Source organism: Roseovarius sp. S88, from assembly GCF_037023735.1.
Classification (GTDB): domain Bacteria; phylum Pseudomonadota; class Alphaproteobacteria; order Rhodobacterales; family Rhodobacteraceae; genus Roseovarius; species Roseovarius phycicola.
The window spans coordinates 1,773,743-1,786,196 of record NZ_CP146069.1; the positions used below are offsets into that span (position 1 = coordinate 1,773,743).

Consider the following 12,454-nt stretch of genomic DNA (forward strand, 5'->3'; position numbering starts at 1 on the left):
GTCACGCAGTATTGCCACTGTAGTAAATTTTTACTGTGCAGAAGGGTTTAACTGTCGTTTACTCCGGGTATGTGCGGTGTGTCTTGGTGAGGAGGGTGAGATGAAAGCGCCTGAAGATGTATTGGGGTTTTGGCTCGACAAAGTCGGCCCCAAAGGCTGGTACGAACAATCCGATGAACTGGACGCTGAAGTTCGGGATCAGTTTCAGGGGGCTTGGGAAAATGCGCGCGAAGGCACCTATGGCCTTTGGCTCACCTATTCGAGCGGGACATTGGGCTACATCATCCTGATGGATCAGTTCCCGCGCAACATGTTCCGTGATCATGCGCTGTCTTTCTCCACCGACAAACACGCGCTGGCCGCAGCCAAGGCCGCCATTCATCGTGGCTGGGACAAGCGCATAGACGGACCCGCGCGGCAATTCTTTTACTTGCCACTCATGCATTCCGAGAACTTGTGTGACCAGGACCGCTGTGTGCGGTTGATCTGTGAGCGGATGAGTGACGATGATGGCACCAATTTATTGCACGCGCGGGCGCATCGCGAAGTGATCCGTCGATTTGGCAGGTTCCCGCATCGCAATGCGGCTCTGGGGCGCGCGTCCTCTGCAAAAGAAGAGCAGTTTTTAGAGGCCGGTGGCTATGGCGGCATCGTACGTGAGCTGCAAAAGGCCGACGCGGCCTGAAAATTCCTTTCCAAAAGTTGACCTAAATCAAATCTTTAAGGGTGGCATCCGTGGCAAGTTGTTGCGGGTGTGGAATGCTGCGTTGCGGCGTTCTGCAAAATAGTTTAATATCAAACTAATTTTTGAAGCGGAGATGAACATGGCGGCGAAATCCTTCGACATGATTGTGATCGGGGCGGGTCCCGGTGGGTATGTTGCGGCAATCCGTGGCGCGCAACTGGGGATGAATGTCGCCGTTGTAGAACGTGAGCATATGGGTGGCATCTGTCTCAACTGGGGATGTATTCCGACCAAGGCGATGCTGCGCTCGTCCGAGGTCTTTCACCTGATGCACCGCGCCAAAGAGTTTGGTCTTAAGGCCGACAAGATCGATTATGATCTTGATGCCGTGGTCAAAAGATCGCGCAGCGTTGCAGGGCAGCTTTCTGGCGGCATTGGCCACTTGATGAAGAAGAACAAGGTTACCACCGTGATGGGCGAGGCCACGCTGACCGGGAAAGGCAAGGTGTCGGTCAAAACCGAGAAGGGCACCGAAGAGCTCACGGCCAAGAACATTGTGCTGGCCACAGGTGCGCGGGCGCGGGAATTGCCTGGGCTTGAGGCCGATGGGGATTTGGTCTGGACCTACAAACATGCGCTTCTGCCGCCGCGCATGCCCAAGAAGCTTCTTGTGATCGGCTCCGGTGCCATCGGGATCGAATTTGCCAGTTTCTACAATACGCTTGGGGCCGACACGACCGTCGTTGAGGTTATGGACCGGGTTTTGCCCGTAGAAGACGCCGAGATTTCGGCCTTCGCCAAGAAAGCATTCACGAAGCAAGGCATGAAGATCATGGAGAAAGCCATGGTCAAGCAACTCGACCGCGCCAAAGGCAAGGTCACTGCGCATATCGAAGTCGGTGGCAAGGTCGAGAAGCATGACTTTGATACGGTGATTTCAGCCGTGGGCATTGTGGGGAATGTTGAAAACCTTGGGCTGGAGGCTTTGGGCGTAAAAATCGACCGCACGCATGTGGTTGTGGATGAATACTGTCGCACCGGCGTTGATGGACTCTATGCCATTGGGGACATCGCCGGGGCACCGTGGCTGGCTCACAAGGCCAGCCACGAGGGTGTCATGGTGGCCGAGCTGATTGCGGGGAAACACCCGCATCCCGTCCGCCCTGAAAGCATCGCGGGCTGCACCTACTGTCATCCGCAAGTGGCCAGTGTCGGTTATACCGAAGCCAAGGCCAAGGAACTGGGCTATGACATCAAGGTGGGTCGTTTTCCGTTTATCGGCAATGGCAAGGCAATTGCGCTGGGTGAGCCTGAGGGCATGATCAAGACGATCTTTGACACCAAGACGGGCGAGCTTTTGGGTGCGCATATGGTGGGCGCGGAAGTGACCGAGATGATCCAGGGCTATGTCGTGGGTCGGCAGCTTGAGACCACCGAAGAGGATCTGATGCACACGGTCTTCCCGCATCCGACGCTCAGCGAGATGATGCATGAAAGCGTGCTCGATGCCTATGGCCAGGTGATTCATATGTAAGGCGCAAGCCGCCAACGGTTTTTAGGTATTTTTGACAAGAAAGAAGCGTGTGGTGGGTTTTACCTGTGGCGCGCTTCTGTTTGAGTGGTCGCATGGCCAGTCTCAACCGCATTGTGCTTTATAAGACCTCCCGCGCGTGGTTTGCCGATCTTGATCTGGCGGCGATGGACGCCGCAGAGATTTCTGGCAAGCATGGGCGACGGTATGAGTTCAAGTCTTATGAGCGGTTTCGCTTTCCTGCATATGATGTTTGTGCAGGGCCATTTGTGGATGACGCAGGCGCGCCACGGCAGTTTGACCTCATCCTTGCCAATCAGGTATGGGAGCATCTCGACCGGCCCTATGCGGCTACTCAAAACATCCTCAAAATGCTGCGCCCAGGCGGGTATTTCTGGGTCGCGGTGCCGTTTTTCATTCCTTATCACGGCGATCCGGTGGATTGCTCACGCTGGACGGCGCGGGGGCTGAAAAACCTGTTGATTGAGGCGGGGTTTGATGAGGATAAAATCCGCGCTGAGCAATGGGGCAATCGGCTGGCCGGTTTGCGCAACCTCGGGGAAGAATGGCCGCCGGTCTATAACCCGGAGCGCGATGACCTGACCAATGATCCCGATTTCCCGATCTGCTCTTGGGCGCTGGCACAGAAATAACTGTGGATAAGTCAGGGATGCTGACAGGTTCTGACGCACGTTCCACTTATGTTCTCATTTTTAACTTGGAAGACCGGACTGCGTAAACTATGTGTTGAGCATCGTGAACCGGGGGGCCCATGGCCGAGCTGAAAAACATCGAGGTGCGCGGCGCGCGCGAGCATAACCTCAAGAACATCGACGTGGATATTCCCCGCAATGAGCTTGTTGTGATCACTGGACTCTCTGGGTCGGGCAAGTCGTCTTTGGCGTTTGACACGATCTATGCCGAAGGGCAGCGGCGTTATGTCGAGAGCCTCAGCGCCTATGCGCGGCAATTCCTTGATATGATGGAAAAGCCCGATGTGGATCACATCAGCGGGCTGTCTCCTGCAATTTCGATTGAGCAGAAGACGACGTCGAAAAATCCCCGCTCAACTGTGGGCACGGTGACAGAAATTTACGACTACATGCGCCTGCTGTTTGCGCGGGTCGGCACGCCCTATAGCCCGGCCACTGGCAAACCGATTGAGGCGCAGCAAGTGCAGGACATGGTCGACCGGATCATGAGCATGGAGGAGGGCACGCGCGCCTATCTACTGGCCCCCATCGTGCGCGACCGGAAGGGCGAATACCGTAAGGAATTCCTGGAATTGCGCAAACAGGGGTTCCAGCGGGTCAAGGTTGATGGTGCGTTTCATGACCTTGATGACGCGCCGACGCTCGACAAAAAATTCCGCCATGACATTGATGTGGTGGTGGACCGGATCGTGGTCAAAGACGGGTTGGAGACGCGTCTGGCCGATAGTCTACGCACCGCATTGGATTTGGCCGACGGGATCGCTGTGTTGGAAACGGCCCCCAAGGAGGAAGAGCCAGAGCGCATCACGTTCAGCGAGAATTTCGCCTGTCCGGTCAGCGGGTTCACCATTCCGGAAATTGAGCCGCGGCTGTTTTCGTTCAACGCGCCTTTTGGGGCCTGTCCAGATTGTGACGGTTTGGGGATGGAGCTTTTCTTTGACGAGCGGCTGGTGGTGCCGGATGAGGCGTTGCGTATTGATGACGGCGCATTGGCCCCGTGGCGCAAAGGCAAGTCACCTTATTTCCTGCAAACGATTGAGGCGATTGCCAAGCATTACGAGTTTGACCAGAAATCTGCGTGGAAGGATCTGCCTGCGCATGTGAAGCAAGTGTTTTTGTATGGCTCAGGCGAAGATGAAATTCAGTTCCGTTATGACGAGGCGGGGCGTGTTTATCAGGTGAGCCGTGTCTTTGAAGGCGTCATCCCAAATATGGAACGCCGCTATCGCGAGACCGATAGCAATTGGATCCGCGAAGAGTTTGAACGCTATCAGAACAACCGTCCTTGTGGGAAATGTGAGGGGTATAGGCTTCGGGATGAGGCGCTGGCGGTGAAAATCGCGGGCCTGCATGTGGGGCAGGTGGTGCAAATGTCGATTCGCGAGGCGTTTGAATGGTGCGAGAATGTGCCGGAGCATCTGACCGCGCAGAAAAACGAGATTGCGCGCGCGATTTTGAAGGAAATTCGTGAGCGCTTGGGTTTTCTGAACAATGTAGGACTCGAGTATCTCACGCTCAGCCGTTCGGCAGGCACTCTTTCAGGGGGGAAAGCCAGCGCATCCGACTGGCCAGTCAGATAGGCTCTGGCCTGACAGGGGTGCTCTACGTGCTTGATGAGCCTTCTATCGGCCTGCACCAGCGCGACAATGGGCGGTTGCTGACCACGCTGCAGAATCTGAGGGATCAGGGAAACACCGTGATCGTCGTGGAACATGACGAGGAAGCCATCCGCACCGCGGATTACGTCTTTGACATTGGTCCTGGCGCCGGTTTGCATGGGGGTGATGTCGTCAGCCACGGCAAACCGGACAAGGTGGCGGGTGACAAGAACTCGATCACCGGTCAATACCTTTCAGGCGTGCGTGAAATCGCGGTGCCAACAGAGCGGCGCACAGGTAATGGCAAGTCTGTCAAGGTTATCAATGCGACAGGCAACAATCTTAAAGCGATTGATGCCGAGTTTCCTTTGGGAAAATTCGTTTGTGTGACGGGGGTGTCCGGTGGAGGAAAATCCACACTGACAATCGAGACTCTCTTTAAAACCGCCTCGATGAAGTTGAATGGCGCACGTCAGACGCCTGCGCCTTGCGAAACGATCAAGGGGCTGGAGCATCTGGACAAGGTCATCGACATTGACCAGCGACCTATTGGGCGTACACCGAGGTCCAACCCGGCCACCTATACCGGGGCCTTCACACCCATCCGCGATTGGTTTGCCGGGCTGCCCGAAGCCAAGGCGCGCGGGTACAAGCCCGGTCGGTTCAGCTTTAACGTCAAGGGCGGGCGTTGCGAAGCCTGCCAAGGTGACGGGGTCATCAAGATCGAGATGCACTTTCTGCCGGATGTCTACGTGACCTGTGAAACCTGTCAGGGAAAGCGGTACAACCGAGAGACGCTGGAAATCCTGTTCAAGGGCAAAAGCATCGCGGACGTTTTGGACATGACCGTTGAGGATGCGCAAGAGTTCTTCAAGGCGGTGCCATCCATTCGTGAGAAGATGGATGCGCTCATGCGAGTGGGCCTTGGGTACATCAAGGTGGGCCAACAGGCGACCACGCTCTCAGGGGGTGAGGCGCAGCGCGTGAAACTGTCCAAGGAGCTTTCAAAACGCTCTACGGGTCGTACTCTTTACATTCTCGATGAACCCACGACGGGACTACACTTTGAGGATGTGCGTAAACTCTTGGAAGTGCTGCATGAATTGGTTACCTCGGGCAACACGGTGATCGTGATTGAGCATAATCTCGATGTGGTGAAAACCGCCGACTGGATCATCGATATCGGTCCCGAGGGTGGAGATGGAGGTGGTGAGATTGTTGCCGTGGGCACGCCAGAGGATGTGGCCGAAGTCGAGCGCAGCCACACTGGGCACTATCTGAAGGACATGCTGACTGCGCGCAAAGTGGCGGCGGAGTGATCAGTCTAGCACGCGTGCAATCGCGCCGATGAGGTCCAGAACCTCGCGCGTATCACGGTCGACGCGGTAGACGTAGTCGCCGACCCTGTAATAGGTTTCATCCGGATCAAGACCATGTCGGCCCGGATTGCGCAGGATGATGTAGTCACCGTTAATTCGGTCGCCGGCACCATATAGTTTCTTGGCCTGTCCAGGGGGCAGACAGCCGTTGTTTTTCTTCGCAAGGCCCGGCGGGCAGTGTTTTTGCGACGCAAGCCCGGCGTCGGGCGACAGGCTGAGCGCGAAGGCGAAAAGAAAAAGCGTGAAACGCATGGGTCATCTCCAGTAATCGACGCCTCTATAACGCGGGTGCGCCGGAAAGTTTCGATGGTTTTTTGCGGCGGGCGAAACCCCGCGCATGGCCTAGCCTCGATGGCCGCGCCGTTCAAACCTTGGCAGCATCGCCGAGAAGTCGCGGCCGCGTCCATCTTCCTCCTCGACAAACTTTGTGTAAAGCGCGAGTGCCAGTTGGCCGATGGGTGTATCGGCGTCTGCCGACTTCGCAGCCTCAATGGCAAGCCCGAGGTCCTTGACCATCAGTTCTGATGCAAATCCTGGTTTATAGTCATTGTCAGCCGGAGAAGAGGGGCCGATGCCGGGGGCAGGGCAGTAGGCATTGAGCGACCAGCTATAGCCTGACGAGGTGCTGACCACGTCAAACATCTTCTGACGGTCAAGGCCAAGCTTGTCGGCCAGCGCGAAGGCCTCGCAGGTGACAATCATCGTCGCGCCAAGGATCATGTTGTTGCAGATCTTCGCCGCCTGCCCATTGCCCGAGGGGCCGCAATGTACGGCCTTTTGACCCATCACCTCAAAGAGCGGCTGGGCGGTGGCAAAGGCCTGGTCGGTGCCGCCCACCATGAATGTCAATGTGCCCGCCTGAGCGCCGCCGATGCCGCCCGAGACCGGCGCGTCCAGCGCGCCGAGGCCCGCCGCCTCTGCCTGATCTGCCACAGCACGGGCGCTGTTCACATCCACGGTGGAGCAATCCAGAAGCACCGCACCAGTTTTCATGGCCGGGATCACCTGATCGGCCACGGCGCGCAGGATCGCGCCATTGGGCAGCATGGTGATGACCACATCCGCTTCAGTTGCCGTCGCTTCGGCGGTGCTTGCTGTCTCGACGCCTTCGGCTTTGGTGCCTGCGGTGTCGAAACCGATCACGGTATGACCCGCCTTGGCCAGGTTGGCCGCCATGGGCGCGCCCATATTGCCCAAGCCGATAAATCCGATGTTCATGCCGGGTCTCCTTCGTTAAATCTCAGTGCGTCTTTGCCCAGAGGCATCAACATCTGTGTCGCGGCCAGCGAGGGCGGAGTGTCAAGGTCATGCTGCCAGTTGGGGGTGCGGTCCTTGTCAATCACGGCGGCACGGATGCCTTCAAGGAAATCTCCATGCTCCATCGCGCGAAAAGTAAAGCGGTATTCCAGCTCCAAAGCTTTGCGGATATCGGCGGTTGGCCCACGCAGGCGATGGATGATCTCAATCGCACAGGCCATGGAAAGAGGTGAATTGCGGCCAAGCGCCTTGAGCGCGCTTGCCGTGAATTCGGTGTCTTCGGAATTGAGCGCGTTCAGAAGGGCGCGCAAGTCTTCTCCGCCGAACGCGGCATCGATCTGTGGTTGAAGTGCCGCTAGCTTGCCTTCGGGTGGTGTGCCACTGGCCTCAGCGATCAGGCACATATCGCCGGTCTCTTCCAGTCGGGCAATCAGGTCGGGCCAGGACTCCTGCGGTACATAAGTATCAGCAAACCCTGCCAGAATTGCGTCTGCCGGTCCCATGCGTGTGCCTGTCGTGCCCAGGTACTCGCCCAGTCGCCCCGGCGCGTGGGCCAGAATAAGCGAGCCGCCCACATCCGGCACCAGCCCGATGCCGCATTCGGGCATGGCAATCTGGCTGCTCTCACACACGATCCGGTGCGAGCCGTGGCAGGAAATGCCCACACCGCCGCCCATTACAAAGCCTTGCATGAAGGCCACGTAGGGTTTGGGGTATTCCGCGATCTTGGCGTTCAGCCGGTACTCATCGCGCCAGAAGGTCTGACCAAATGCGAAATCGCCTGCGCGGCCCGTATCGTAAAGCTCCTGAATATCGCCCCCTGCGCAAAACGCCTTGTCGCCCTCCGCGTCGATGATCACGAGATCAACGGCATCATTGTCGCGCCAATCATCAATCGCGTCTTCAATCGCCAAACACATGTCGTAGGACATGGCATTCAGCGCCTTGGGTCGCGTGAGCGTGACCCTGCCCGCGCGCCCGGTGATGCGGATGTGGATGTCACTCATAGAGCGCTTATGCCTCAGCCAGCATATGCCGCGCAACGATCAGGCGCATGATTTCGTTGGTGCCTTCGAGAATTTCGTGCACCCGCAGATCACGCACGAGTTTTTCGATGCCATAGTCAGCGAGATACCCGTAACCGCCATGTAGCTGAAGGCACTGGTTGACGATGTGGCTTCCGGCCTCAGTGACAAATTTCTTGGCCATGGCGCAGTGCTTGGCTGCGTCATGGGCGCCGGTATCGAGCTTCCACGCGGCCTGACGCAGGAACACGCGCGCGGCCTGCAGTTCAATCTCAAGATCGGCGAGGCGGAATTGCAGCGCCTGGAACTGGTCGATGGATTTGCCGAACGCTTTGCGCTCTTTCATGTAGACCTTGGTCATGTCGAGCGCCTGCTGCGCCGCCCCCAGGCTACAGGCCGCGATGTTGAGCCGCCCGCCATCCAGCCCTGCCATGGCATAGCTGAACCCTTTGCCTTCCTCGCCGACAAGGTTTCCAGCCGGGATTGCGCAGTCATCGAACTGAACCTGCGCCGTGGGCTGACTGCGCCACCCCATCTTGTCCTCCAGAGCACCAAAACTTAGTCCCGGCGCCCCGTCTTCCACGTAGACGGTCGAGATCCCCTTGGGGCCATCCTCGCCCGTGCGCACCATGCAGACATAGGCATCCGAATACCCGCCGCCGGAGATGAACGCCTTGGTGCCGTTGAGCGTATAGCCTTCGTTGGTTCGAGCGGCACGGGTCTTGAGCGCAGCGGCGTCTGAACCAGACCCCGGTTCGGTCAAGCAATAGGAGAGCACAGTTTTCATCGGGATCACGTCGGGCAGGACGCGCGCCTTGAAATCATCCGAGCCAAAGCTGTCGATCATCCGCGCGCACATATTGTGAATGGACAGAAACGCGGCAACCGAAGGGCAGGCCATGCTGAGCGCTTCAAAGACCAGCGTTGCATCCAGCCGCGTGAGGCCCGAGCCACCGCTTTCTTCGCTCACGTAAAGCCCGCCAAAGCCCAGCTCGCCCACCTGCGGCCAAAGTTCCTTGGGGATGGTGCCTTGTGCCTCCCAGTCGCGCGCATGTGGGGCGATGTTGTCCTGGCCAAACGCAAAAGCCATGTCGAAGATGGCCGACTGTTCTTCACTCAGAGCGAAATCCAAAGCGGTCCCTCCCGTCCCAGCGACCTTGGTTGGTAATAATTGAACATGTGTTTAATTATCAAGTGTTGCAGGAGTATTGCAAGGGGTAGGGCACGTCCGCCTCAAATGCACTGAAACATTTGAAACTCAAAACCCCTTGGTCTGACATTCAACTGAAAGCTGTGGTGTCTAGCCCGGTCTTTATCACTGACCTTGTCAAGATTGGAGACACTCATGAGACTTCTCGCCATGGCCTACAGCCTGATTTGCTATTTCTTCGCGGTAACAGTGCTTGTCGCGCTGATCCTATTCATCGAAGGCTTGTTTTTGCCTGTGACGATTAATCAACCCTCGCCACTCTCTCCGCAGTTGCCCCTCGTTCCAGCAGTGGTTGCCAATGTTATTTTGGTTGCGCTTTGGGGGCTGCAGCACAGCGTGATGGCCGACGCCAGGTTCAAAGCCTGGTGGACACAATTTGTGCACCCCGCCGTTGAACGCAGCACATTTCTCCTTGTAACAACTGTGTCCACCGCCGGCCTGATGGCTCTGTGGTCGCCCATTCCGATCACGATTTGGGATACGTCCGGGACACCGCTCGCTCTTGTGTTGTGCGCGGGATATTTCTTCGGCTGGGCGGTGCTTCTCTTCGCGACGTTCCTGATCAACCACTTCCATCTCTTCGGTCTGGAGCAGGCGTACCGTTTTCTAAGTGAGTCCCAGTCGAAAAAAGCCACTTTTGTGACCCCGTTTCTTTACCGGATTGTACGGCATCCCATGATGACGGGGATCCTCATTTCGCTTTGGTGCGTGCCGCATATGACGGTCGGTCGACTGGTGTTCAATCTTGCCATGACGGCCTACATTCTTGTCGGCACGCGGCATGAGGAAGACACGCTTGTGGCAGAACTTGGCGAAGAGTACGAAGCTTACCGGCGCTCAACACCAATGCTTTTGCCGCGGTTCAAGGCTCGCAAACCAAAAGGCCCTGTGGCGGTGGGCTGATCATCTGTGCATCAGACTAAAGCGTTTCGCCTTTAACCTCAGACATCAGCAAAAGGCGAAACGCTTTAGACAACTGAAAAAGGCGCGAGCATTGGTGCTCGCGCCTGCTGAATACTTGACCTGTCTGCCATCGACTACAGCAACAGAACCTTGGTGCCGATTTTCGTCTTGGCGAATACTTCGGCGATGTGCTCATTGTAGAGACCGATGCAGCCAGACGAGGACCGCCGCCCGATCTTGCGAGTGTCATGCGTGCCGTGGATGAGATACGCAGGCCAGCTGAGATACATCGCATGCGTGCCAAGCGGGTTGCCGGGGCCCGCTTCCATAAAGGCCGGCAGGCTGGGGTCGCGTTGGCGCATGTTGGCGGTGGGCGTCCAGGTTGGGCCAACCTTCTTGCGGACAACTTCGGTGTACCCACGGCGGGTCAATTCGTCAGTCATCGGCACAGAGGACGGGTACAGTTTGTAAGTGCCATCGGCGGACCAGTGATGCAGCGCACGGCTATCGATGTCGCAAACGATGCGTCCGACGCCCAGATCATCGAAGTAGTTCGACCAATCGCGCGTCTGGAACGAAGACGCATTGCGGCGTACTGCCGATTGTGTGCTCAGCGTCTCTGCACGCAAAATGGCTGGCGTGGCCAAAGTGGTCGCCGCCCCCATCATAAGCGCGCGGCGCGTCATCTTGAATTTCGACATGGCGATCTGCTCCTTCGCAGTGACGATGTTCATCGCGCAAAATGACATCTGACGCGGCAAAAAACGAGAGGCAGACATGTCGCAGCCGTTGCTTCTCACGCGAGTGTGATCGTAAATTGGCTATAAATCGGCGTGAAACTCTTCAATCAGATGCGTCACAACCGCCTGCAGGGCCGCATCATGATTTGCGCCCGACGTGCGCGCAGCCTCATATGCGGCCCTTTGCCGGGTCGATGACGTACCCGTGCGCATGACATCCCGCGCGGTTTCGATCTCTGCCATGGACTCAAAGAACAGCGCGTCTTCTTCGAGCAATTCAACCAGTTCTTCGATAAGATCAGAGGTCGATACGATCTCTTGACGCCCAAAATCAATCAGCCCTTCACGCACACCATACCGCTGGGCCCGCCAGCGGTTTTCATCGACCAAAAACCGGTCATAAAGCCGCCAGCGCTGGTTCTTGGTGGCCAATCGCCAGAGCATGCGGGTCAGAGCCTGCGTCAGTGCGGCCAGCATCAAGGTGTGCTCCAATCGTGGCTGCACGTCACAAATACGCGACTCCAGCGTTGGAAAACGCGAGGACGGGCGCAAATCCCACCAGATCTTTGAGCTGTCTTCAATCACACCCAGATCGACAAGGATTTGCACCGCGCGCTCAAACTCTCCGAAACTGTCCATATGCGGCGGCAAACCGGTGCGGGGCAGGTTGTCAAACACGGTCAACCGATAGCTATCAAGCCCGGTGTCGCGGCCCTGCCAATAAGGCGAGGAACAGCTCAGCGCCAGCAAATGCGGCAGGAAGTAACTAAGCTGGTTCATCAGGTCGATCCGCCTGTCTGGCGCGCCCACGCCCACATGCACATGCATTCCGCAGATGAGCATGCGCTGCACAACACCGGCCAGATCGCTGGAAAGGTCGTTGTAGCGGTCCTTGTCGGTGTGATGCTGATCGCGCCAATCTGAGAACGGGTGACAAGACGCGGCGATCGGCGCCAGGTTGTGCTCGGCGGCATGTCTGGAGACGCAAGAGCGCAATCGTTTAAGGTCCTCGCGCGCCTCGGCCACATTTGCACAGACTTTTGTGCCAATCTCGATCTGGCACTTGAGAAACTCAGGTGCAACTTGCCCTTCAAGCTCGACCGCGCAAGCCTTCATCAAATCTGCTGGTGCTTCTGACAAAGCCAAAGAGTCACGGTCGACCAGAAGGTATTCTTCTTCGACCCCGATGGTGAATTCCGGTGTGTCCATGGATCCCAGGCGCTCCAATGCAGGTTTGACACACGCAGAAAAGCAAGGAACAGACGTTGTGCCAAGGGGAATAGGGTGCGTCTGATGGATGCAGTATTTTTATATTTTGCTGTGATAGCCGTAGCCCACATGCTGTCAAACCGCTAAGGAGAGTGCAACACGACCGATGCATGTGGTCAGGCGTCATGACCCAAACCTTCTGCC

At 57.1% G+C, this 12,454-nt stretch carries 10 protein-coding genes and 1 pseudogene; 5 read left to right on the forward strand and 6 right to left on the reverse strand.

Going from position 1 to position 12,454, the window contains the following annotated elements; all coding sequences use genetic code 11:
- Positions 1-100: 100 nt before the first annotated feature.
- The 4 genes and pseudogenes from RZ517_RS09015 (at position 101) to uvrA (ending at position 5,846) form a co-directional block, all read left to right on the forward strand.
- Entirely contained in the window at positions 101-685 is a 585-nt protein-coding gene (locus RZ517_RS09015; RefSeq protein WP_338547758.1) for a DUF924 family protein, read from the forward strand.
- A gap of 139 nt (positions 686-824) precedes the next feature.
- On the forward strand, positions 825-2,219 hold the full coding sequence (gene lpdA / locus RZ517_RS09020; RefSeq protein WP_338547759.1) for a dihydrolipoyl dehydrogenase: 1,395 nt from the start codon (positions 825-827) through the stop codon (positions 2,217-2,219).
- Between the two features lie 92 nt (positions 2,220-2,311).
- Complete coding sequence (locus RZ517_RS09025; RefSeq protein ID WP_338547760.1) at positions 2,312-2,869, forward strand: class I SAM-dependent methyltransferase; 558 nt, start codon at positions 2,312-2,314, stop codon at positions 2,867-2,869.
- A gap of 119 nt (positions 2,870-2,988) precedes the next feature.
- A pseudogene (uvrA, locus tag RZ517_RS09030) lies at positions 2,989-5,846 on the forward strand (excinuclease ABC subunit UvrA).
- Here uvrA and RZ517_RS09035 read toward each other — a convergent pair.
- The 4 genes from RZ517_RS09035 to RZ517_RS09050 all read right to left on the reverse strand — a co-directional run bounded on the left by RZ517_RS09035 (position 5,847) and on the right by RZ517_RS09050 (position 9,320).
- A complete protein-coding gene (locus tag RZ517_RS09035; protein ID WP_338547762.1) occupies positions 5,847-6,158 on the reverse strand; it encodes an excinuclease ABC subunit A in 312 nt (103 codons plus the stop codon).
- A 90-nt stretch (positions 6,159-6,248) separates the two neighbouring features.
- Positions 6,249-7,124, reverse strand: a complete 876-nt coding sequence (mmsB, locus tag RZ517_RS09040; protein WP_338547764.1) for a 3-hydroxyisobutyrate dehydrogenase — start codon at positions 7,122-7,124, stop codon at positions 6,249-6,251.
- Positions 7,121-8,170 (reverse strand): enoyl-CoA hydratase/isomerase family protein, encoded by a 1,050-nt coding sequence (locus RZ517_RS09045; protein ID WP_338547765.1) that lies wholly within the window; start codon positions 8,168-8,170, stop codon positions 7,121-7,123. The genes mmsB and RZ517_RS09045 overlap by 4 nt, the downstream gene beginning before the upstream one ends.
- A 7-nt stretch (positions 8,171-8,177) precedes the next feature.
- On the reverse strand, positions 8,178-9,320 hold the full coding sequence (locus RZ517_RS09050) for an acyl-CoA dehydrogenase family protein (protein WP_338547767.1): 1,143 nt from the start codon (positions 9,318-9,320) through the stop codon (positions 8,178-8,180).
- Between the two features lie 213 nt (positions 9,321-9,533).
- On the opposite strand from RZ517_RS09050, the gene RZ517_RS09055 reads away from it, so the two are divergent.
- The gene (locus tag RZ517_RS09055; RefSeq protein ID WP_338547769.1) at positions 9,534-10,301 is read left to right on the forward strand and encodes a methyltransferase family protein; all 768 of its coding nucleotides are present in this window, start codon (positions 9,534-9,536) and stop codon (positions 10,299-10,301) included.
- Positions 10,302-10,435: 134 nt separating this feature from the next.
- On the opposite strand, the gene RZ517_RS09060 is transcribed toward RZ517_RS09055, so the two are convergent.
- Both RZ517_RS09060 and RZ517_RS09065 read right to left on the reverse strand, forming a co-directional pair.
- Positions 10,436-11,002 carry a L,D-transpeptidase gene (locus tag RZ517_RS09060; protein ID WP_338547770.1) on the reverse strand — a complete coding sequence of 189 codons (567 nt, stop codon included), beginning with the start codon at positions 11,000-11,002 and terminating at the stop codon, positions 10,436-10,438.
- Between the two features lie 120 nt (positions 11,003-11,122).
- Positions 11,123-12,250 carry a carboxylate-amine ligase gene (locus tag RZ517_RS09065; RefSeq protein WP_338547771.1) on the reverse strand — a complete coding sequence of 376 codons (1,128 nt, stop codon included), beginning with the start codon at positions 12,248-12,250 and terminating at the stop codon, positions 11,123-11,125.
- Positions 12,251-12,454 lie beyond the last annotated feature (204 nt).